Source organism: Thermodesulfobacterium thermophilum DSM 1276, assembly GCF_000421605.1.
In the GTDB taxonomy this organism is placed as follows: Bacteria; Desulfobacterota; Thermodesulfobacteria; order Thermodesulfobacteriales; family Thermodesulfobacteriaceae; genus Thermodesulfobacterium; species Thermodesulfobacterium thermophilum.
Window position 1 is genome coordinate 1 of record NZ_ATXI01000002.1, and the last position, 22691, is coordinate 22691.

Consider the following 22691-nt stretch of genomic DNA (forward strand, 5'->3'; position numbering starts at 1 on the left):
AATAGTTTAGAATTTACTTAGTTGGTAAGTTTTCTTAAAAAACATAAAGATGGTCTGCAAAGAACCATATATTGTCGGATATGGGGCAAAATATAAGGGTAAAAAGTTTAACAAATATTCAAAAATTCATTTTTTAAGCGGTTTAACTCAAAATACTATGTCCCTGAAACAGATATTAGTTAGATCATTATTCTCTCACGGTAAAAGTGACCTCCATCGTGTTCTGCAAAGTCTACTTCTATATAGCCTAACCCCCCTTGAGCATACTTCCCAAAATCAGCTGAAATCGGAACTTGATGATAGATGACCAGGAACTCTTTTTAGGGTTCCAAGGGAAATAAGTTTTAGTTTCGTTGATAATATTGGTGGAATAATGTTTTAAGTGTCCTTCTTTGAGTAAAGTATCAATGGTAAGAGGGACAACAGGGTAAAGTCTTTTATCACAGGGACAAAGAAGGATTTTCCAGCAGATTTTAATGATTTCTTGATGGAGGATATGGTATTTGGAAGCGTTTTTTAGCAGTTTCTTTTAAGACCTGGGTGAGTTTGCCAAGTTGTGATAAAAATTGAGACTTTAACTTTTTTTGATTTAGCTCGTTTGTATCAAGAGGGCTAATTTTTCAACTAACTTTATTTGAAACTCCTTTTCTGTAATCATTTTTTTCCTCACTGTGCTTTAAAAATTGGGGTGTCAGGGAGGAAATTTTAATTTAAGGGACATTTTTATGATCTAATGCCGTTGACTTGACTCATTTCAAAAATTTTTCTAAAATTTTTTATATGGAAGGGTTAGTTTTTTATCCTGAAAAACTTCCCTTTTATCCTTCGATCTTGAATTTTCTGGAGCATACCTTTTTTCTCGTCCATATCTTGCTTGTTAATCTTATTTTAGGATGGGCGCTGTTTTTTGCATACCAACAGTTTAAAAAAAACTTCCTTCCGGAAATTGCTCTCCTTTTTCTTAAGAAAAAACCGATTCTGTTTGCCTTAGCTATCAACATGGCCATCCCTGCCCTTCTTTTCCTTCAGGTAGTCTATGGACCTCTATTTTTTACAAGTTCTATCATACTTGCTAACCATTGGATGCTTATCATCCCTTCTGTTATCTTGGTCTACTATCTTTCTTACCTCATCTCTAAAAAAATTTCTTTACAAAAATTCTTTAAACCCTTTATTTTTATTCAGGTTTTTATCCTCCTCTATATAGCCTTTATTTTAGTAAACAATCTCACCCTTATGGAAAATCCCGAAAAATGGAATGTCTATTTTACTAACAGAAAGGGCACCTATCTGCCCTTAGACATACCTTATCTATATTTTAAATATCTGCACTTTTTAGTAGGGTCTTTGGCTGTAAGTGGTTTGAGTTTGGGGATTTTAGGACATTATAAAAAGGATAAAATGTGCCTTATAAAGGGACTAAACCTATTTTTTAGCTTAACCCTGTTGCAAATAGTAGTAGGAATAGCTTTTCTATTATCTCTACCTTCAGAGATAAGAGGCTTATTTTTAGGCAATGCCCCAAAAGTTGCTTTCTTTTTTTACTTAAGCATTGTTTTTGCCCTCACTTCTCTATATTTTAGCAAAAAGCATCACTTAAAACTAACCACATCGTTTTTTATACTTACCCTTATTTTTATGGTAGTAAATAGGTTTAACTTGAGAACCCTTCAGTTGTCTTCTTACTATCAAACAAATTTGTTGCAAGTTTCTCCTCAAATGGGTGTTTTCTTGTTGTTTTTACTGTTTTTGGGGTTAGGGATTGTTACGGTGTATTACTTTTTAAAACATAGTTTCTCTAAGCAGGGAGAAAGAAAAATATGAACTATCCTGTTTGGGAAACTTATTTTATAAATCCTGGGCTTTGGGTAGCAATTATTGCGGTTTTTCATGTTTTTATTTCTCACTTTGCCGTAGGAGGAGGAATCTATCTCTGGTATACAGACAGACTTTCTGTGTTAAACAACGATCAAGACTTACGAGAATTTGTGCGTAAACATACCTGGTTTTTCCTTTTGATCACGATGGTTTTGGGCGGGGTTTCTGGAGTAGGTATTTGGTTTATCATAGGGATTGCAAGCCCTGAGGCTACCTCAATCCTTATAAATCAGTTTGTTTTCTTCTGGGCTATAGAATGGGTGTTTTTCTTTGTAGAAATAGTAGCTCTTTTGATATATCACTACAAGTTCGATGAACTGTCTGACAAACTGCGTCTTAGGGTAGCGATGATATATGCTATCTCTGCTTGGATGAGTTTATTTGTCATAAACGGGATTATTTGTTTTATGTTAACTCCTGGAAAATGGTTAGAAACCAGAAATCCTTGGCACGGTTTTTTTAATCCTTCAAGTTTTCCAAGCCTATTTTTTAGAACAGGTATCTCTCTTATGTTAGCTGGTCTTTTTGGAATCTTCAGTACCTTATTTTTTGCCCCCAAAGAAAAAAGACCCTTTCTTTTAAAATATAACGTAAAATGGCTTTACGTAGCCTTTCCCTTTATATTTTTTTCAAGTATCTGGTACTTTCTAACCGTCCCAGAACTATCTAAAGTGTTTAACTTTGTGTTTAACAGACAGGTTCTGATGGCTAAAAAACTTCTTTATGTTTCCTCTGCGTTGATTTATTTAATTTCTCTTGCTTTTTTAGTAAAAGTCAATCCTGGTTTACAAAGGGTATTAGCTTTTCTCCTTCTTTTTATAGGGTTGCTATGGTTAGGAAGTTTTGAACATATAAGGGAGTATGCACGAAGACCTTATGTAATATATGGTTATCTTTATTCTTTTGGGATAAGGATTGAGGAGGAAAAGAAACTTAACAGCAAAGGTTTTTTAAAACATGCAAGATGGGCTATGGTTAAAGAAGTTACAGAAGACAATAAAATTTTGGCAGGAAAAGAAATTTTCAACCTACAATGTCTATCCTGCCACACCATAAAAGGGCTAAGAAACAATGTGGTTGAAAAAGCCCGGGGGTTTACCTACTTTGGGATGATTTCCCAGTTATATGGACAAGGAAAAGTTCTTGGTTATATGCCTAAATTTATAGGTACAGAAAAAGAGAGAGAAGCTCTTGCTGCCTTTATTACCAAAGAACTTTTAGGAAAACCTGAAAATCCTCCAGAACTTAAACCTGCTATCAGGGAACTTAAGGCCCAGCCTTTTACCTTTGACCCACAAAAAGACCAATACGTTGTGTTTGTTTTTAGTCCTCTGGGCATGAAATGTATTACCGATGCAGACAGGTGGTTTAGCTTTTTATATCCGGGAAGCACTTTTGAAGCTGTGGTTATTAAAAGAGGGTCTAAACCTGAAATTCTTGACAACACAAAAGTTCAATTAGTTTACAAAGTTGAACCTGGTTTTGAAACACCCTCTAAACATGTCCTTTTCTGGGATTATGCTAGAGAATTTTTTAATAAGACTATTCCTAAAGATTTAGGTTTAACTGGGAAAGGACTTAACGGTACTTTCGATTGGGATGAAAAAAGAAAAATTTTTATAGCTAAGGGGATCCCGGTTTTACCTTATAAAAAAGACGGTACATATAACCCTTATCCTGTTTTTGAGATAGAAGCTGTAGATAAAGTTTCAGGCAAAGTTTTACAGCGCACCAAAGCCGTTTCTCCTGTAGCGACTGAGTTCCGTTGCTATGTGTGTCATGAAGGAAGCCCAAGATGGAATGGTGTAGCCGGTATCTCTGATCAAACAGCCATTAACATACTTAAAGCCCATGATAAAAACCATCAAACCAACTTCTATAAATCTGCTCTTCAAGGGAAACCTGTTTTCTGTCAAAAATGTCATGCCGATTTTATCGTAGGGAATGAGGGAATAAAGGGTCATAATAGTTTTTCAGCAGCCATCCATGGATGGCACGCAAACTATATGCCATATAAAGATGTAAAAGCTTGTTATTTATGTCATCCTGATCATCCTAAAGGCAATACAAAATGCTATAGAGATATACATAAAAAATTAGGGTTAGAGTGTGTCGATTGCCATGGGAACATAGATTTTCATGCTACCTCTCTTCTTAAGGAAACCAACACAAAAACTTCCAAATTTTTGCTTGCTCATCTCAACCCCCCAATACCTAAAGACCAGATAACACCAAGAAAGCCCTGGGTACAGCAACCTGACTGTCTTAACTGCCATAAAGGCTTTCAAAAACCAGTAAAAGAGGCTAAGGGTTATAATAACTGGACTGAAGATGTCTCAGGCCTTTTCCGGGTAAGGAAAGATAACACACAAAAACTACCTTGTCTTGTCTGTCATGGCTCTCCCCATGCATTATATCCAGCTTTTAACCCTTATGGTATGGGTAGAGATAACCTGCAACCTTTACAGTACCAGAAAAACATCCTACCTATAGGTGCAAACTTAAAATGTGAAGTATGTCATGTAAAAAAGATGAAGGTCCCTTTCCATCATCCAAACCTGATAAGAACCTTTAGAAACAGTAAACTTTTACCTTCCCAGACGGACTTAGAATAAAAGCTTACATTTCTATTCTGGTTAATACTCCGTGAAGTTTAGCAGGAGGAAGGTTAAGAAATTTGACAAAATGGGGGCTGATTTGCTTGATAAAGGCATAAATTTTCCAGATAGGATGTTGAGTCTCGATATCCTCAAGACCATAAAAGATAACCCGTTCGTTGATACCATGTTCTTTTAAAATGTCTTCAACCTTGAGCCTTTCCATATAACCGTAAGCAATCTCAAAAAACTTAGCTCCAGGGCAGATTTCTTCTAAAAAACTGGTGGTAATACCATAAGGCTCGTTTTTTCTTATTAGGGAAACAAAGATGTTTTCTTCATAGAGAATCCCATGAACAAAGATGTTTTCGATAACATAGGGGGGGAAATGTTCAGGGTCACGGATAAAATAAAGTGCCTTGCCTTGGATTTTAGGATTTTCTCTATAAAATTTAGTAAAATTAGTCACAAATTCTTTCTGATTGAAAAACCTCAGGCTTTTATATAGTCTTTTTTGTCCTTGGGTATAAATAAGGATTACAGAAAAAGGGATTCCAGCAAGCACCAAAGCCCAAAATCCTCCATGAGGGAGCTTAAAAAGAGTTGCGGTAAAGTATAAAAAGGTGACAGAGGTGGTTAAGACTGCAAGAAATAAAAAAGAATATCGTTTTTTAAGACAAAAAATCGTGATGAGAAAAAGTCCTGTGATGGTCATATCTCCTGTAACTGCAAGACCATAAGCTGCTGCTAAATTGGTAGAGCTTTGAAACTCAAACATGATAAAAACCACAGCAAAGAAAAGAAACCAATTGATCGTTCCTATGTAAATCTGAGAATGTAGCTCAGGAGAAGTATACTTTACCCTCATTAAGGGCAAATATCTGGCAGACATCGCCTGATAAACTACACTAAACATACCGCTTATCATCGCTTGAGAGGCGATTACCGTTGCCATCAACGCTAAACACAAGAAAGGCACATAAGCTGAAGCAAAGGTATTTAAACACATCTCAAAAAGAATGCTTTTTGACTCAGGATGTCTTAAAAGAAAAGCCCCTTGGCCAAAATAATTCACCACCAGGGCTGTTAGAACTAAATACCAAGCCCTTTTTATAGGTTTTGCCCCGAGATGCCCCATGTCAGCATACATAGCTTCACTACCTGTAGCACAAAGGATAACCTCTCCTAAGATCAGGTAGGCCTTCCAACCGTTTTGTTTAAAAAACTCAAAGGCATACCAGGGATTTATCGCTAAGATAACCTCAGGACTCAAAAACAAGTTTAAAAAACCAAGGATAAAAAGACTTAAAAACCAAAGGCTCATGATAGGGCCAAAGGCCCCTGAAACCTTTTCTGTCCCTCTTTTCTGAAAATAAAACAAACCTAATGCAATTAACACACTAAGTAAAACTACCTCTGTTTTTTCTAAAGGCCTTAAACCCGGTATATAAGAAATTCCTTCCACCGCACTCATTATACTTATAGCAGGGGTGATAACACCATCTCCCATAAGAAGGGAAATACCTATAAAAGACAAAAAAACAACCAACCCTAAAAGTCTCTTACGACCTCTTAATAACGTACGCAATATCTCAGAAAGAATTAAAGTCCCTCCTTCTCCTCGCAAACTAAGACTCATGGCTAAGACGGTGTATTGAATGGTAGGGATGATAATCAAAGTCCAAAAAATCAAGGATAATACGCCTAAAACATTTTCTTTTGTGGGTGGCAGAAAAAGGAAAATAACAGGTAAGGTATAGATAGGGCTTGTTCCTATGTCTCCAAAAACAAGCCCTATAGCCTTGACAATTTTTTGGATCATCTAAACTCCCTTTTTCGCAAACCCTTGAACATAGTTTTCTATTTCCTCAGGCTTAAGATATACCCTTTCTCCTGTCTTCCTTTGCTTGATTTCTACCTCTCCTTTTTCTTCAAAAGCCTTACCTAAGATGATTTGCAGAGGCACCCCTATGAGATCAAGGTCGTTAAACTTTACCCCTGGGCGTTCATCTCTGTCATCAAGCAAAACATCCCACTTTTGACTTAAACCCTGGTATAAACTTTCTGCCTTTTCTTTAAAACTATCTTTTAAAGGTATAATTCCTATTTGAAAAGGTGCTATTTGCCAGGGGAAAATGATACCTTTTTCGTCATGGTTCTGTTCTATGGTTGCCGCAAGCACCCTGCTAACCCCTATACCATAACAACCCATGATAAAAGGTTTCATCTGGCCGTCTTTATCAAGAAACATGGCTTTCATGGAAAGGCTGTATTTAGTGCCAAGCTTAAAAATATGTCCTACTTCAATCCCTTTCAAAAAACTTAATGGTTTTCCACAACGAGGGCAAAGGTCTCCTTCCGTTGCTTTTCTGACATCAGCTATTATGTCTGGTTTAAAGGTTTCTCCAAGGTTAGCGTTGATATAGTGATATTCGTCTTCGTTAGCACCTATAACAAAGTTAGGATATCCAACTAAACTTTTATCGGCAATTATCTTTATCTTTAATCCCTTAGGACCAATAAAACCAGGACTTGCTCCTGCTATTCTTCTTATTTCTTCATCCTTTGCCATCCTAAAGGGTTTACCACCTAAAATCTTCTCAAGTTTTATTTCGTTTACCTCATGGTCTCCTCTTATACAAACTGCTACAGCCTCGTTTTCTTCTACGATATAGATTAGGGTTTTGGTAATTTTTGCCACAGGTAAACCTAAGAAATCTGCTACCTCCTTAGCTGTCCTTACCCCTGGGGTATAAACCTTCTCTAAAGGCTTAGAAGGTTCTTGAGAATAGGTTTCTGAAGTTTCGGCAGGGGTTAACTCTATGTTTGAAGCATAACCACAGGCTTCACAAAAGGCTATGGTATCTTCTCCAGTTTCTGCAAGTACCATAAACTCGTGAGAAACATCGCCTCCTATAGCTCCGGTATGAGCCTCTACAGCCTTAAACTTAAGACCACAGTTTTCAAAGATCCGATGATAGGTTTCGTACATTTTCTGATAACTTTTTTCTAAACCTTCTTCGTCAGCATCAAAACTGTAGGCATCTTTCATGATAAACTCTCGTGCCCTCATGATACCAAACCTGGGGCGTATTTCATCTCTAAACTTAACCGCAATCTGATAAAGGATTAAAGGTAGGTCCTTATAAGACTTAACATCCCTTCTCACGATATCGGTTACCACCTCTTCATGGGTAGGCCCAAGACAAAAATCATGGTCCTTTCTGTCTTTTATCCTCAGAAGCTCTTTTCCATAAAGCTCCCATCTCCCTGTTTCTTGCCAAAGTTCAGCAGGCTGGACCAAAGGCATAAGTATTTCAAGAGCACCTGCCTTATTCATTTCCTCTCTCACTATTTGTTCTATCTTCTTTAAGGCCTTAAAACCTAAAGGTAAAAAGTTATAAATTCCAGAGGCTAACTTTCTTATCATTCCGGCCCTTAAAAGCAACTTATGACTAACTGTTTCAGCCTCTGAAGGGTCTTCGCGAAGGGTAGGCATAAAATATCGGCTTAATCTCATGGTTTACTCCCTCCTTACAGAAGGTCTAATTTTTCCCAAGTCTTAGAGGTTAAATCAAGGACTACCATAGTAGGAACACCTTCTTTACCCAAAACCTCTCCTGGGTTCACCACCAAGGCCTTTCCTATCTCTTTTACTTCAAACTTATGGGTATGACCACAAAAAACATAATCAAACTCCTGACTTTTTGCTAAAACATAGGCAAGTTTAGGGTAATGCACCATCGCTACATTAAAACCCTTTATCTCCAAAAACGCCTGATCTCCGTGAAACTTAACCCACGGATATTTTTTAAGATGTTCATACATCAAGGCTATATCTCCTCGATTATTTCCAACGATAAGATGTACCTCTTTCTGAAAAGAAGCTAACAGAGGTATCATAAAAGGAGAAATAAGGTCTCCACAGTGGAAAAGGATTTCACAGCCTTTTTGTTGAGCAACCTTTATAGCCTTTTCTGTGTTAAAAATGTTGTCATGGGTATCACTGATAACCCCGACCAACATCTTACTTTATCCTCCTCATCTGTTCCTCGATTTTTTTCCAAACCTTTTCAACCTTAGCTTTGACTTCATCAGACATAACCGCCTCTTCTGGCCATTCCCTTAAATATCCCTCTTCTCTCCATTTTCTGGTAGCATCGATACACATCTTAGACCCATAGGCTGGATAAGGGCTTGCATGGTCAAGGGCATCAACCGGTCCTTTAACTATCATGATATCCCTTTCTGGGTCTACGTTGCCTGACATGTAAAACAGCACCTCACTTATATTCTGAACGTTTACCTCTTTGTCAACCACCACGATTATTTTGGTAAACATCATCTGCCCAAGGCCCCATAAGGCTGAGGCTACTTTAAAGGCATGACCTGGATACCTTTTATCTATTGATACAAAGGCTAAGTTATGAAAAACTCCTTCCCAAGGAAGATGAATATCTATTATTTCAGGGAGCACCTTTTTAAGCAGAGGTAAAAACAACCTTTCTGTAGCCTTACCAAGAAAACAATCCTCTTGAGGAGGTTTACCTACGATGGTAGCCGGATAGATAGCATCCTTTCTTAAGGTGATACAGGTAACTCTAAACACAGGGTAATAGTCTGGAGGGGTGTAATAGCCAGTATGATCTCCAAAAGGGCCTTCAAGCCTTCTTTCGAAGGGCTCTACATATCCTTCAAGGACGATCTGACTTTCTGCAGGCACCTCAAGGGGCACAGTCAAACATTTTACCAGTTCAACCGGAGACCTTCTTAAAAATCCTGCTAACAAAAACTCGTCTATGTCTTCAGGTAAAGGAGCTGTGGCTGCATAGATAATTACAGGGTCAGGGCCTATAGCTACAGCTACCGGCAACCTTTCTCCTTTTTTTTCTGCTTTTCTATAGTGCTTAGCCCCGGTCTTATGTATTTGCCAGTGCATACCGGTTTCGTTCTTACTAAACACCTGCATCCGGTACATACCTACGTTATAAGTCCCGGTTTCAGGATCCTTGGTGATCACACAAGGAAGTGTTATAAAAGGACCTCCGTCCTTAGGCCAGCATTTAAGTATGGGAAGTTTGTAGAGATCTACCTCATCTCCCTCCCAAACTATCTCCTGACAGGGGGCTTTTTCAACCCTTTTAGGAAAAAGATTGGAGGCACGTAAAAGCTTAGGGACAAGCTTCAATTTCTCAAAAAAAGACCCAGGTTTTGTTATTTCTATAAACTCAGCAACCTCTTTTCCAAGCTCATCAAGATCCTTTACCCTCAGGGCTAAACATATCCTTTTATAACTTCCCATAAGGTTGGTAACCACAGGGATTTTATGGCCCTTTACTTTTTCAAACAAAAGAGCTGGGCCAAATTTTTTACAAACCCTGTCGGTAATCTCGGTTATCTCAAGTTCAGGAGAAACCTCTTCTTTAACCCTTATCAACTCCTTTTCCTGTTCCAGCACCTGTAAAAACTCTTGTAAACTTTTAAAACTTGCCATTTTATGCCTCTGCGATGTCTTTTTTAAAACTAAAATCAACCTCTATCGGATATTCCCCGGTAAAACAGGCTAAGCACAGCTTGTTTCTTAGATCACCTAACGCATCAACCAACCCTTCTATACTGAGATAATAAAGGGTATCTATGTCTAAAAACTTTCTTATCTCTTCCACACTATGTTTAGCTGCGATAAGTTCTGACCTTGAAGGAAAATCTATCCCAAAAAAGCAAGGGAACCTTATCGGGGGACAAGAAAGCAAAAAATGAACCTTTTTTGGCCCAAGCTCCTTTATCCCTCTAAATCGATTTTTACTGGTTGTTCCTCTTACCAAGGAATCGTCTACTATAATAATTTCTCTATTTTTGATAAGTTCCTTTACCGGGTTTAATTTCATCTTTACAGAAAGGTCCCTAAGACGCTGTGAAGGTTGGATAAAAGTTCTTCCTATGTAATGATTCCTTATCATTCCAAACTCAAGAGGGATACCACTTGCCTGTGAATACCCGATGGCTGCGTAAGTACCTGAATCAGGAAAGGGCATCACAAAATCTGCCTCTAAAGGACATTCTTTATAAAGATTTTTTCCTAACTGTTTTCTTACAGGATATACGGTTTTGCCAAAGATATGGCTATCAGGCCTGGCAAAATAGATAAACTCAAAAACACAGTGGCTCTTGGGAAGCTTTTCTTTTTTAAAAGGAAAATAAGATTTTGGCCCTTCTTGAGTTATAACCAAAATCTCCCCTGGGGCTACCTCTCTTAAATACTGAGCCCCGATAAGGTCAAACGCGCAGGTCTCAGAGGCTATCACATAACCTCCGTTAATCATCCCTAAACAAAGGGGACGAAAACCCCAAGGATCTCTAAAGGCAACCAAGGTGTCATCGTAAAGAAGAAGGACAGAATAGGCTCCCTTTATTTTTTTTATAGTCTCAGCAATAGCCTCTACCAGACCTTTTTTAAGATTTCTCACTATCAGATGGACGATAACCTCACTATCCATCGTGGTTTGAAAGATATGTCCTTCTTCCTCGAGGGAGCACCTGATCTGATAGGCGTTGACTAAATTTCCGTTGTGAGCTATGGCTATCTTTTTTTTAGCAAAACTCACACAAAAAGGCTGAGCATTTTGTACTATACTTGACCCTGTGGTAGAATATCTCACATGACCGATAGCTACCTTTCCTTTAAGACCTTTCAAAATCTCCTCATTAAAAACCTCACTTACCAGTCCTAAGGCCTTCCACTCTCTTATGGTTTCTCCGTCATAAACTGCAATCCCAGCACTTTCTTGACCTCTGTGTTGAAGTGAATAAAGTCCAAAATAGGTATAGTTAGCAGCTTCTTCTACACCAAAAATCCCAAAAAGTCCACACATCTTGTCTCACCTCTTTTATTCTTCTACTGTACCTCCGACAGTCAACTCAGGAATTCTTAGAGTAGGTTGGCCGTCTGAAACAGGAACCCCTTGACCGTCTTTTCCACAAACCCCAGGTTCAAAATGCAGATCCTCTCCTACCATGTCTGTGATTTCTAATACCTTGGGACCATTTCCTACTAAAGTAGCCCCTTTAACAGGATAGGCTATCTCTCCTTTATCTATGTAATAACCCTCTCTTACTTCAAACACAAAATCTCCTGTTAAAGGGTTGACCTCTCCTCCGCCCATCTTTTTTACCAAGATTCCTTTTTCTATGCTTTTAAGGATATCTTCAGATTTATGAGGCCCTTTAGCTATATAGGTATTGGCCATGCGAGGTATAGGGATGGACCTATAATCTTGTCTTCTCCCGTGTCCATTAGGTGTTTTCTGGTACTTAAATGCGGTTAACCTGTCATAAAGATAGGTTTTAAGCCTTCCGTTTTCTATCAAAACTACCGGTTGAGCATAAACCCCTTCGTCATCCACCTGATAAGAACCATAAAGACTTTCTATCGTTGGGTCGTCAACCACCGTAATCAAAGGACTGGCTACTTTTTCCCCAATCTTACCTGAATAAACCGAAAGTCCCTCTTCTGCATGGTCTGCCTCAAGACCATGTCCTACAGCCTCATGTATCATCGTTCCTCCTGCCTGACCTGCTAAAACTACAGGCATAACCCCAGCAGGAGCCTTCTTAGCTGAAAGCATCGTCATGGCCAACCTTGAAGCTCTTTCAGGAAGAAGTAAAAACTCTTCTGAATCCTTTACCTGTTCAAAGTTTATCTTTCTCCCTGCGACCTCATAACCTCTCTCAAGCCTACCGTCCTTTTCTGCAACCACTATCACTCCTAACTTGGTATATTCCCTTTTATCAGACAAAAATTTCCCCTCTGAGGTAAAAATCCACACCTCTTTTACAACCTCGCTAAAAAAAAGACGATAGTGTTTTATCTCTTTCGTAGACCAAACCTTCCTTTTTAATTCTTCTAAATATTCAAGCCTGGTGGTTAGTTTTTTAGAAACCTCTTCCTCACAAGGTCTTTTTGTCTGTAAAATCAACTCTCTTAAACCTTTCTCAAAAAATCCATTAGAAAAATAGAGTTTGTTGGTAAACTCTGGGGTGATTTTTCTTATGGCTGAGCCTTCTTCTACTCCCCAGTTGACCTCGTCTATTCTGTCTGGCTCAACCACTATTTTAAGAGTTTCAACCCTTTCTAAGTAAAGGTCTCCATAAAAAGCGTCTTTAAACCATTCTTGAGTAAGACTTTTTAAATATTTTAGGTCAACTTCTGACATTTTAATACCTTCTTAAATTTTTCATCTGTTATTTTAACAAACTTACATAATTTTGAAACTCCTTTTTGTTTAAGCAACCCCTTCTTCCGTAATCCCTGAGGCTTATTCCTGCGGTATAAATCCCAAGGTTTAAAGCTCTTTCGTCAGGCAATCCTAAGGCTATACCTGCAAGCACCCCAGCGTTAAAATAATCGCCTGCCCCGGTATTATCTACCACCTTTTCTATCTTTAGACTTGAGGCTGTGATAACCCTATCCCTACTCACCAAGGTTGCTCCCTTTTTGCCTTGTTTTAAAAATATCTTTTCTATCCCTAATTCTAAAAGGTCATAAGGAGTTTTGTTTAACATGCTCAGTTCTTCCTCTGTGATAAAAAGATATTTAGTCTTTTTTAGCCAAGGCAAAAGGAAATCCCATCCCAAAGAAGTGTATATTCTACCTGGGTCAAAACAAAGAGGAGTAACCTTGCTAAGAAGATTCAGCTGAAAATTTCTTCCTTCTTCAGAGGCAAGGGAAGAAAGGTGATAAATCCCTGTAGGTAAGACCTTGGTTGATAAAAGGGAAGGGAGATATTTTTCTGCATCCCCTGGACTTACGAGGATAAACCTGTCACGATATGGGCTTAAGATTATCAAAGCTAAACTGGTAGTTTCTTTTTTTATGATATACTCAGAAACAAGGTTTACCGAAGAAAATTCTTCTAAAATCTTCTTGCCAAAAGTGTCTTCTCCCACCGCCCCTAAAAAACTACACCTAAACCCCCAAAGACTAAGGGCATAAAGGGTATTAGCTGCAGACCCACCTCCTCCTTCAAACAAAAAGTTGCCTTTTTTCTCTAAAAAATTAAGCACCTCTAAAAATTCCTTTCTTTCTAAGGCTATTTCACCTCCTGGTATAGCTGGTATGTTTTTTTCCTTTAAAACCTCAAGGTCTTCTACCTCAAAAAAAATATCCCAATTAAGCGCCCCACAACCTACGAAATCAAACATTAAGCCTCCTTATGAAACAGTTTTATAGGTAATTTTAACGTAGAGTCTATTTTTTGGATAGGATCAAACTTTGAAAAGCCGGGTCAGTTCTGGTTGAAAAATTTTAAAAAGAACCTATGTTTTTAATATTGAGGGCAGGGTTTAAGAGGTGATTGCTCCAGGGATTAATTCCCTGGGGAGGAAAGTCCGGGCTCCACAGGGGAGGACGCCGGGTAACACCCGGAGGGAGTAATCCCTGGAAAGGGCCACAGAAAACAGACCGCCAGCGGCCAGAAAGGATTTTTTTCCTTTCTGGTGCGGGCAAGGGTGAAAAGGTGGGGTAAGAGCCCACCGCACCGGGTGGTAACACCTGGTGGCACGGCAACCCCCGTCCGGAGCAAGGCCAAACAGAGCCATGGGTGCCCCGCCCGCTAAGGCTCAGGTAGGCCGCTTAAGAAGAGGGGTAACCCTCTTCTCAGAGAAATAATCACCGCCTGGGTAATTTTTACCCAGGTAACAGAACCCGGCTTACTTAAACCCTGCCCTCGTAATCTTAAAACAAGATTGACTATGTTTAAACATATCGAGTTTGTTAAAAGTGTTTTTAAGTTGGAGGACCTGCCTCCTCCAGAATTTCCTGAAATTGCCTTTTTAGGAAGGTCAAACGTAGGTAAATCCTCTTTAATCAATGCCTTTTTAAACCGTAAAAAGGTAGCCAAAGTGTCCTCTACTCCTGGCTTTACCAAAGCCTTAAACTTTTTTAGGATAGATTTTAAGTTTTATTTAGTAGACCTACCTGGTTACGGGTTTGCTAAAGTCCCTGTTGAGGTTAAAAAACACTGGCAATACCTGGTAGAGGGATATTTAAAAGCAGTGAGAGACTTTAGAAATCTTGTACTTATTTTTGATATAAGACGTAATCCCGATGAAGCAGACATCCAGCTGGTTGAGTTTGTAAAACACCTTAAAAAACCTTACTGTATAGTTCTAAACAAGATAGATACCTTATCCCTTAGAGAAGTAGAACGTCAAGCCTCTGTTTATCAAAAAACATTCAAACCTAATCCAGAAACTTCTCTTTTCCTAATCTCTTGTAAAGAATCTAAGGGAATACCCCAGTTAAGATCTTATCTCTTGTCTTGTTTGGGCTTAAAAAATAATTGAGGAATTTTTCCTCAAAGTTTTTACTATTTTTGGTGTTTCTCCATCTAATCATTGATAATTCTATATTCTTTGTTTTGGCATAACTATTGCTATCTATTTTATCAGAAAATAAATCTCAAAAAAGGAGGTGTTTAAATATGAAAGAGGTGTTAAGTTCTCCTAAGTTTCAAACGTTAATGTCTCAAAAAAACAAGGTAGCTTTTGCTTTAACTTTTATTCAGTTGTTAATCTATTATGGTTTTATCTACCTTTTAGCGTTTAAAAAAGACTTTTTAGCCATTAAGGTTACCGGATCAATACCTTTAGGAATTCCTCTGGGGATTTCAGTAATAATTTTTTCCTGGCTGTTAACTGGGGTTTATACCCTTTGGGCAAACAGCGTCTATGACAGGTTGGTTGAAGAGATTAAAAGAGAAATAGGAAAACATTAAAATAAGGAGGGATGTAAGATGGAAATGCAGACAACCTTAGGGCAACCTAACGTGGTTTCTATTTTGTTTTTCTTTTTATTTACTTTAACTACTCTTTATATTACCTACTTGGCAGCTAAACGGACTAAAACAGCTTCTGAGTACTATGCAGCAGGAAGAAGTATCACTGGATTTCAAAATGGACTTGCGTTGGCTGGAGATTTCATGAGTGCAGCCTCTTTCCTTGGGATTGCTGGGTTGGTAGCGTTAAAAGGTTATGATGGTTTGATTTATTCCATCGGATTTTTGGTAGGCTGGCCGATAGTGATGTTTCTTATAGCTGAGCAATTAAGAAACCTTGGTAAGTATACCTTTGCAGATGTGGTAGCTTACAGGCTTAAGCAAAAGCCTATAAGGATTGCCTCTTCTTTTGGGTCTTTGGCTACCGTTCTTCTTTACCTTATTGCTCAGATGGTAGGAGCTGGTTCTCTTGTAAAACTTTTGTTTGGATTACCCTATGAGTTGGCGGTTGTTTTAGTAGGGACTATAATGATTATCTATGTTCTTTTCGGTGGCATGATTGCTACTACCTGGGTTCAGATTATCAAGGCTTGTCTTTTGCTTGGTGGAGCTACGGTGCTTGCCATTCTCACTCTGGTTAAGTTTGGTTTTAGCTTTAATGAATTGTTTAGTTTTATCAGTGAAAAGTATGGAGAAAAAAGGCTTCTTCCAGGAGGCCTTGTAGCCAATCCATGGGATGCTATTTCTCTTGGTATAGCCCTTATGTTTGGAACAGCAGGGCTCCCTCACATACTTATGAGATTTTATACCGTTCCTGACGCTAAAGAAGCCAGAAAGTCGGTTTTTTATGCTACAGGATTTATCGGATATTTTTACATTCTTACGTTTATCATAGGTTTTGGTGCGGCTGCCATAGTAGGAGAAAACTTGATTAAAAGTATAGAAAAAGGCGGAAATATGGCAGCTCCTCTTTTGGCAGAGGCTGTGGGAGGGACGATATTTTTAGGATTTATTGCTGCGGTAGCCTTTGCTACCATCCTTGCGGTGGTTGCAGGACTTACTTTAGCAGGAGCAGGAGCCCTTTCTCATGACTTATACACCAACGTAATAAAAAAAGGAAAAGCTACAGAAGAAGAACAGGTAAAAGTGGCAAGGTTAGCCACCCTTATCTTAGGTATCCTTGCGATTTTTCTTGGTATAGCTTTTAAGGGACAAAACGTGGCTTTTATGGTAGGACTTGCCTTTGCTATAGCTGCCAGTGCTAACTTTCCTTCTCTGCTTCTTTCTATCTTCTGGAAAAAAATTTCTACTGCAGGTGTGGTAGCAGGCATCTTGACAGGGGTTACCCTTTCTGTGGTTCTTATCATCTTGAGCCCCACTGTTTGGGTAGACATTTTTAAAAACCCTGCTCCCATCTTTCCTTGGAAAAATCCTGCTCTTATTTCTATGCCAGCAAGTTTTATCATGGCTATCTTAGTATCTCTTTTGACACCAGAAAAAGAAGCTCAAGAAAAGTTTGAAGAGGAAAAGGTTAGAACCTATCTGGGTGTGGGGATAGAATAGCATGCTTGATGCAGAAAGGTTTATAAGGGAAGTGCCCCCTTTTAGGGGGCTCCCCTCATCTGTTATATCTACTTTAGTAGAAAAAATAAAGGTAAAAGTCTATCCTAAAAACGAGGTTATCTACCGGGAAAAAGACCTCTCTGAATATTTATATCTTATAAGGAAAGGATATGTAGTCTTAGAAAAAAAAGGTACTATCTTAGACCAACTTCAAGAAGGAGAAACCTTTGGTTATTTACCCTTAATAACTGATCAGGAACTTGACCATTCAGCCCGTGCGGTAGAAGATACCGTGGTATTTTTAATTAAAAAAGAAGATTTTTTAAAACTTTTTCAAAACTATTCAGTAGTCCAGAGTTTTTATACCCAAAAACTGGCTCAAAAACTGGCAGAAGCTTTAAACCAGAAAAAAGACCAGTGGGGAACTTTTAGCTCTGTCCCTCTCTCAAAATTGAACCTAAAAACCCCTGTCATCGTAGATGGAGAAAACTCCGTAGAAAAGGTTATTCAGGAGATGGTAGAAAAAAACGTCACCGCTTGTTTAGTTAAATTAGAAAAAGGATATGGGATTATAACTGAGCGAGACGTTATAAAAAAACTTCTATATCAGGGGTTGGATAAAAAAGAAACTAAAGCCAAAAATATAGCTTCTTTCCCTTTGGTGTATTTAGAAAAAGAAGCCCCCTTATCTCAAGCTATGCTTCTTATGACACAACACCGTATAAGAAAAATTGTGGTGGTTGATGAAGGAATACCTGTGGGTATTTTAGAGGATACCGACATCATCTCTCTTGGCAGCAAAAACCTTATTACCATAACCAAAGAAATAGAAAGAACCAACTCTTTAGAAGAACTAAAAAAAATTTATTACCACTGTTTTTATTCTGCCATAGATTTTGCCATAAAAGAAAAAGACCCAGAGTTGATAGGAAGATATCTTTCTGAAATAAGGGATGGGATCATCAAAAAGGTATTTCTTCTAACCCTATCTGAAAGAAACCTTTCTCTTCTACCAAGCCTAATGGTTATCGGAGCCCATGGGAGAAGAGAAGCCAGTTTTAAAACAAAACTAAAAATTTTTCTAATTAAAAACAGCTCAGAAGAAGCTTTTGAGGTTGCTTTATTATTGGTCAAAAATCTGAAGTTTTTAGGGGTTGAAATAGAAGAGGAATATCTTACCCAACCTTACTGGATAAAAACCATAGACGAATGGGAAAAAACCTTTTCTCATTGGATAGCCTATCCTGACCTAAAAGATATAGGTAAAAAAGCTAATTTCTTTGACCTTCGTTTCATAGGTATCCAACCTGAAAAGGCAGACTTTTTTTACCAAAATATTTTACAAAAGATTAAAAAAAACGACCGTATTTTACCATATTTAGCCTTGGACGCAGTTAAACTCAAACCACCTTTAGGTTTGTTTAAAGAACTCCTGGTAGAAAAATCTGGTCCTTTTAAAGGTAAATTAAACCTGTTTAAATCAGGGGTTTTACCTTTGGTTTGTCTGGTAAGGGTACTTAGTTTAGAACAGGGAATTACAAACGTAAACACGTTTAAACGGATTTCTCATTTAGAATCCTCAGGAAGTATTAGACCTGAAACAGCTAAAGACCTGAAGGAGGCCTATAAATTTCTTACCACCTTACGTTTTAAAATTCAGATAGATAATTTTAACCGAGAACAAGAACCTCACGATTATTTAGACCCATCTGAGTTAGAAAAAGGAGACCTAAACCTTTTAAAAGAAGTCTTTAAATTCATAGAAAATTTGCAAAAAATGATTTTTGAAAAATACCGTCTAAGCTATTTAAGATAAACGAGGATCTTAAGAAGGTGTGGAAAGTGTTAACCACAACTTTAAAGAGAACTTACTATACTTTTTTTCGAAAAGAGAAAAACTTAAGTTGGGAGGTCGACCTAGATAAAAAAGTAAAAGATACCACCTTCGTGGTGATAGACACCGAAACCACAGGGCTTGATGTTAAAAAAGACGAGGTTATCTCTGTAGGTGCTTATAAGATTGTTGATCTTACCCTTTCTTTTTCTGAAAAACTAATTTTATATTTTAAAACAGACCTGTTCAGGGCTGAAGACTCTATCAAGATTCACGGGATTACACCAGACAAACTTAAAAACGGTCTTGAAAGAAAAGAGGCCTTGCATCAATTTTTAGAGTTTACCAAGGGTGCAGTATTGGTAGGATATTTTTTAGAGTTTGACTTAGAAATGCTAAAAAAACATCTCAAAGAAGAACTAAACCTAAACGTCTCTTTTTATGGGTTTGATGTCTTAGACCTTTATCCTAAAAAGACCTTAGATAGAATTCCTAAGCTTAACGAACTGTTAGCAGAATATGATTTACCTACCACCAGTTTTCACAATGCTTTAGAAGATGCCTACATGACTGCTTTGCTTTTTTTAAAATTAGTTTATTCTTACAGGAATAAAAAACTGAAAAAACTACCGCTAAAAATTATTTAAAATGCTCCAGAATTCATTTTTTGATCAACCTTTAAAAAATCTACCCTTAAAAACTCCTCTTATTGTGGGGGAAGAAGATTCCTTAGATAAAGTAATTAAACTTATGGTAGAAAAAGAGTACAGTTTTGTTGTGGTGCAAGGAAAAGAAGACTTAGGGATTATCACTGAAAGGGACATTTTACAAAAAGTGGTATATCAACGGAAAGACCCTTTTGGAATAAAAGCTAAAGAAATAGCCACCTTTCCTCTTGTCAGCCTTTCTACAGACCACCGTTTGTTTGAAGCCATCCTCCTTATGGCAGAAAAAAGGCTAAGAAAAGTAGCGGTTTTTGATAAAGGAATCCTTCAAGGAGTACTTGAAGACACTGATATCATAAGTTTTCAAAGCAAAAACCTGGTTTCTCTTCTATATCAAGTGGAGTTGGCCCACGAGTTAGAGGAGTTAGCCAAACTTTACAGCCTGGTAAAAGAAGCATTGTTAAATCAAATTTACGAAGGTTTTAACCCGGAGTACTTAGGGAAATACCTTGCAGAAATAAACGACAGGTTTATAAAAAAAACCTGGGAGATAACCTTAAAGGAGATAGAGCTTCATTTTCCGGCTAAGTTTGGATTCTTTGTACTTGGAAGTGAAGGAAGAAAAGAACAAAGTTTTAAAACCGACCAAGATAATGCCTTAATCTATGAAGATTTACCAGATAGAAAAAAAGAGGTAGACCTTTTTTTTGAACGCTTTTCTTCTACTTTTATCGAAAATCTTTTAAAAGTAGGATTTCCTCCTTGTCCTGGTGGGGTTATGATTTCTAATCCCCTTTGGCGAGGAGATCTGCAAACCTGGAAAAAGCGGCTTTCTAACTGGATGGACTGTTCTCAAAAAGAGGCTTTGCTTAATCTTTGTATTTTTTTAGATTTTCGAATGGTTTATGGGAATGAAGAGATAGAAAAGGAGATCAGAGATTGGATAAAAGAAAAAATAAGTAAAAATAAAGGACTTATCGTGTGTCTTGCGGCAGAAGCCATAAGGTTTGAACCACCTCTTAATTTCTTGGGAAGGTTTATAACCGAAAAAGAAGGCCCTAACAAAGGTAAATTAGACCTTAAAAAAACAGCCATTTTCCCCATAGTCCAGGGGATTAGAGCTCTGGCTTTAGAGTACAACCTTTGGCATACAAACACTTTTGATAGAATCGATGCTCTAAAAGAGGAAGGGATTCTCTCTGTAGACTTTGCCTCTGAATTAAAAGAAGGATACAGGTTTATCCTTTCTCTTCAATTTTTGCATCAAGCCAAAAAACTCCAAACCGACCCCCCCCCTGACAACTATTTAAACCCGCAAGAACTTTCTAAAAAAGACAGAGATCAACTAAAACAGGTTTTCAAAACGATCAAAACCTTCCAAGAATTCCTTTTCAGAAAATACAACTTAAGGTTTTTTACCTAACTAACAAAACCTTTTGTAACGCTCTGTCCTTAATGGGACAACCCCCTGCGCTTAAAGGTCCAAAGAATAAAAAACTTATATATTTTTAATCTTTTAAACCTCTTAATTCTTTTAATCTTTATAGTTTTTTGTTCAGGCATGATCCTTGATAAAGCCATCAAAAAAATCCAAAGGAGGGAGGCAGGTTATGCGGTACAAGTTTAAGTTAAACTTATGGTCTTTTCTTTTGTTTTTCTTTTTATTAGTTTTTTCTAAAAACCTTTTAGCTCAGCCACAGGGGAATACTACCAAACCTGAGGCTGAAGCACCACCTTTAAAGATTGAGTTAAAGGCTGACAAAACCTCTTTCAAAGGTGGTGAAAAGATCAAACTTACAGGTAAAGTCCCTGAGGGCTACAAAGTAAACTTCATCGAAATCACTTCAAAAGAAAAAGTTCAGGTAAGTAGACTTGATAGAAAAGAGTTTAAATTTTATTTAAGTAAAGAAATACCTGCTTTCTATCAAATTTGGATTAATGAGGAATATATAGCTAAGATAGACAAAAACGGTACGGTAGAAGAAAAACCGGTAAAGGAAATCTATCAAAAGTATAAACAAAATAAGAAATGGAAAATAGGAGAATTTTTAAGAGAAAGCAACGCTAATGTTGCCTTTATCACTCCTCCCAAAGAAATCAAACAAATCGATGTGTGGAAATCTACAGTTCTAAGAGCCATTATAGGTTCAAGAGGTATTAAATTAGATCCCCTTACTGATAAAAAAGAGATAAGTAAAGAGGCTGCCAGATTAATTCAAGTCAGGTTTAAGAAATTTGAAAAAATCTTTGTGCTTACTAAAATCAAGAATAATCCTGATGGGACCTTTGAAGCAGAGATAACCCTTCCTGGTAATGCCCCTAAGGGAGATTTTACTGTTTTAGCTGTAGCTAGCAAGGAAGTAAAAAGCGATCCGATTCAACTAACCCATCAAATTTCCTTTCCTACTGTATATTTTCCTGTAGCTGGAACTTCTACCAACATTTTTGGGCCCCTTATTTTATCCTTTGCTATTTGTACGTTCGGAGTAATCATGGGAGCAGGTGGTGGTTTTATCTTAAATCCCTTATTGATTCTCATCTATGGATTGCCTCACGGTGTGGTTGCTGGTTCAGTTATGCCAACAGTTCTCTTTAGTCAAGCCGCAGGAATCTATAACTATTCAAAGATAGGATTTATCAACTGGAAACTTGGTATAGGAGTAGGTATTTTTATGCTAATCGGTGGGTTCATAGGGCCTCTATTGAACCAGTTTGTGACTTTAGAAGAGTATAAGTTCATCTTCGGGGTAATCCTGTTGATCCTTGCTGCCCTTCTCTTCTGGCAGACAACACCAGGATATCTTGAAAAGAATAAGAAGGAAAGGGCTATACTTCAGGAGTACCTAAAACGTGCTAAAGAAGCTAAGGAAAAAAAATCTAGTTAGGAGGTGAAAACCATGAAGTTAAGAATAGAATTTTGGGGACAAGAGTTTTATGCTAACATGATAATAGGTGCCATAGGAGGTTTCATCATAGCAGTTGCCTCCAGTTTAGGTGGTTTTGGAGGAGGACCTTTTGTAGTTCCCCTTATGACAGTAATCATGGGTCTTCCGATTTATGTGGTGGTCGGTAGTTCTCTCTTAGCCATTTTCTTCAACACCTTGATGGCAAGCTCACGTTACTTCTTTTTTGGACAAACTGACCTTTTATTGTTTGTAGTCATGGCTGTGGGAGCAATTACTGCCGGATTCGTAGGTCCCAGAATCGCCAAAAAATTAAGCCCTATCTGGGTTAAAAGAGTGGCTGCTGTAGGAGTAACTGTCTTGGGGCTAAAACTTTTAAACGTTCTGGGTTAAAAGAGTGGCTGCTGTAGGAATAACTTACTTGGGGCTAAAACTTTTAAACGTTCCGTTTATTCCTTAATCTAAAATCTTTACAC

The 22691-nt window shown here is 37.8% G+C and carries 15 protein-coding genes, 1 other RNA gene and 1 pseudogene; 10 read left to right on the plus strand and 7 right to left on the minus strand.

The genetic code is table 11. From position 1 onward, the window contains the following. The first annotated feature begins 780 nt into the window (after positions 1-780). A complete protein-coding gene (locus H529_RS0100895) occupies positions 781-1824 on the plus strand; it encodes a hypothetical protein (protein ID WP_022854698.1) in 1044 nt (347 codons plus the stop codon). After that, positions 1821-4493, plus strand: coding sequence for a cytochrome ubiquinol oxidase subunit I (locus H529_RS0100900; RefSeq protein ID WP_022854699.1), 2673 nt, complete (start codon positions 1821-1823; stop codon positions 4491-4493). The genes H529_RS0100895 and H529_RS0100900 overlap by 4 nt, the downstream gene beginning before the upstream one ends. A 4-nt stretch (positions 4494-4497) precedes the next feature. On the opposite strand, the gene H529_RS0100905 is transcribed toward H529_RS0100900, so the two are convergent. The 7 genes from H529_RS0100905 to H529_RS0100935 are packed head-to-tail and all read right to left on the minus strand — an operon-like array spanning position 4498 to position 13676. Continuing rightward, on the minus strand, positions 4498-6297 hold the full coding sequence (locus H529_RS0100905; RefSeq protein ID WP_022854700.1) for a KUP/HAK/KT family potassium transporter: 1800 nt from the start codon (positions 6295-6297) through the stop codon (positions 4498-4500). Beyond that, positions 6298-7995, minus strand: a complete 1698-nt coding sequence (locus H529_RS0100910; protein ID WP_022854701.1) for a proline--tRNA ligase — start codon at positions 7993-7995, stop codon at positions 6298-6300. It lies immediately after the preceding gene. 14 nt (positions 7996-8009) lie between these two features. Then, positions 8010-8501, minus strand: a complete 492-nt coding sequence (locus H529_RS0100915) for a metallophosphoesterase (protein ID WP_022854702.1) — start codon at positions 8499-8501, stop codon at positions 8010-8012. Between the two features lies 1 nt (position 8502). Beyond that, positions 8503-9969: a menaquinone biosynthesis decarboxylase gene (locus tag H529_RS0100920; RefSeq protein WP_022854703.1), complete on the minus strand. Its 1467-nt coding sequence runs from the start codon at positions 9967-9969 to the stop codon at positions 8503-8505. Position 9970: 1 nt separating this feature from the next. Beyond that, complete coding sequence (gene purF / locus H529_RS0100925) at positions 9971-11347, minus strand: amidophosphoribosyltransferase (RefSeq protein ID WP_022854704.1); 1377 nt, start codon at positions 11345-11347, stop codon at positions 9971-9973. A 15-nt stretch (positions 11348-11362) separates the two neighbouring features. Then, positions 11363-12688 (minus strand): TldD/PmbA family protein, encoded by a 1326-nt coding sequence (locus H529_RS09595; RefSeq protein WP_022854705.1) that lies wholly within the window; start codon positions 12686-12688, stop codon positions 11363-11365. A gap of 28 nt (positions 12689-12716) precedes the next feature. After that, positions 12717-13676: a carbohydrate kinase family protein gene (locus H529_RS0100935; RefSeq protein WP_022854706.1), complete on the minus strand. Its 960-nt coding sequence runs from the start codon at positions 13674-13676 to the stop codon at positions 12717-12719. Between the two features lie 136 nt (positions 13677-13812). Between H529_RS0100935 and rnpB the strand changes: the two genes are divergently transcribed. The 8 genes and pseudogenes from rnpB to H529_RS12035 all read left to right on the plus strand — a co-directional run bounded on the left by rnpB (position 13813) and on the right by H529_RS12035 (position 22608). After that, positions 13813-14200: RNase P RNA component class A (gene rnpB / locus H529_RS11120), an RNA gene on the plus strand. A 25-nt stretch (positions 14201-14225) separates the two neighbouring features. Further along, positions 14226-14819, plus strand: a complete 594-nt coding sequence (gene yihA / locus H529_RS09600; RefSeq protein WP_022854707.1) for a ribosome biogenesis GTP-binding protein YihA/YsxC — start codon at positions 14226-14228, stop codon at positions 14817-14819. 137 nt (positions 14820-14956) lie between these two features. Beyond that, positions 14957-15250 carry a DUF485 domain-containing protein gene (locus H529_RS0100950; protein ID WP_022854708.1) on the plus strand — a complete coding sequence of 98 codons (294 nt, stop codon included), beginning with the start codon at positions 14957-14959 and terminating at the stop codon, positions 15248-15250. A gap of 24 nt (positions 15251-15274) precedes the next feature. Beyond that, complete coding sequence (gene actP / locus H529_RS0100955) at positions 15275-16813, plus strand: cation/acetate symporter ActP (RefSeq protein ID WP_028842966.1); 1539 nt, start codon at positions 15275-15277, stop codon at positions 16811-16813. Between the two features lies 1 nt (position 16814). Further along, positions 16815-18629 (plus strand): putative nucleotidyltransferase substrate binding domain-containing protein, encoded by a 1815-nt coding sequence (locus tag H529_RS0100960; protein ID WP_022854710.1) that lies wholly within the window; start codon positions 16815-16817, stop codon positions 18627-18629. A gap of 17 nt (positions 18630-18646) precedes the next feature. Then, entirely contained in the window at positions 18647-19294 is a 648-nt protein-coding gene (locus H529_RS0100965; RefSeq protein ID WP_169357074.1) for an exonuclease domain-containing protein, read from the plus strand. A gap of 1 nt (position 19295) precedes the next feature. Further along, a complete protein-coding gene (locus H529_RS09605) occupies positions 19296-20735 on the plus strand; it encodes a putative nucleotidyltransferase substrate binding domain-containing protein (RefSeq protein WP_051132396.1) in 1440 nt (479 codons plus the stop codon). Positions 20736-20922: 187 nt separating this feature from the next. Next, positions 20923-22608 (plus strand): annotated as a pseudogene (locus H529_RS12035) (sulfite exporter TauE/SafE family protein). The last annotated feature ends 83 nt before the right edge of the window (positions 22609-22691 follow it).

Bases quoted from the DNA above. Each gene is read 5' to 3' on its own strand.
- H529_RS0100895 (WP_022854698.1), top strand. From the start codon at position 781: ATGGAAGGGTTAGTTTTTTATCCTGAAAAACTTCCCTTTTATCCTTCG.
- H529_RS0100900 (WP_022854699.1), top strand. From the start codon at position 1,821: ATGAACTATCCTGTTTGGGAAACTTATTTTATAAATCCTGGGCTTTGG.
- H529_RS0100905 (WP_022854700.1), bottom strand. From the start codon at position 6,297: ATGATCCAAAAAATTGTCAAGGCTATAGGGCTTGTTTTTGGAGACATA.
- H529_RS0100910 (WP_022854701.1), bottom strand. From the start codon at position 7,995: ATGAGATTAAGCCGATATTTTATGCCTACCCTTCGCGAAGACCCTTCA.
- H529_RS0100915 (WP_022854702.1), bottom strand. From the start codon at position 8,501: ATGTTGGTCGGGGTTATCAGTGATACCCATGACAACATTTTTAACACA.
- H529_RS0100920 (WP_022854703.1), bottom strand. From the start codon at position 9,969: ATGGCAAGTTTTAAAAGTTTACAAGAGTTTTTACAGGTGCTGGAACAG.
- purF (WP_022854704.1), bottom strand. From the start codon at position 11,347: ATGTGTGGACTTTTTGGGATTTTTGGTGTAGAAGAAGCTGCTAACTAT.
- H529_RS09595 (WP_022854705.1), bottom strand. From the start codon at position 12,688: ATGTCAGAAGTTGACCTAAAATATTTAAAAAGTCTTACTCAAGAATGG.
- H529_RS0100935 (WP_022854706.1), bottom strand. From the start codon at position 13,676: ATGTTTGATTTCGTAGGTTGTGGGGCGCTTAATTGGGATATTTTTTTT.
- yihA (WP_022854707.1), top strand. From the start codon at position 14,226: ATGTTTAAACATATCGAGTTTGTTAAAAGTGTTTTTAAGTTGGAGGAC.
- H529_RS0100950 (WP_022854708.1), top strand. From the start codon at position 14,957: ATGAAAGAGGTGTTAAGTTCTCCTAAGTTTCAAACGTTAATGTCTCAA.
- actP (WP_028842966.1), top strand. From the start codon at position 15,275: ATGCAGACAACCTTAGGGCAACCTAACGTGGTTTCTATTTTGTTTTTC.
- H529_RS0100960 (WP_022854710.1), top strand. From the start codon at position 16,815: ATGCTTGATGCAGAAAGGTTTATAAGGGAAGTGCCCCCTTTTAGGGGG.
- H529_RS09605 (WP_051132396.1), top strand. From the start codon at position 19,296: ATGCTCCAGAATTCATTTTTTGATCAACCTTTAAAAAATCTACCCTTA.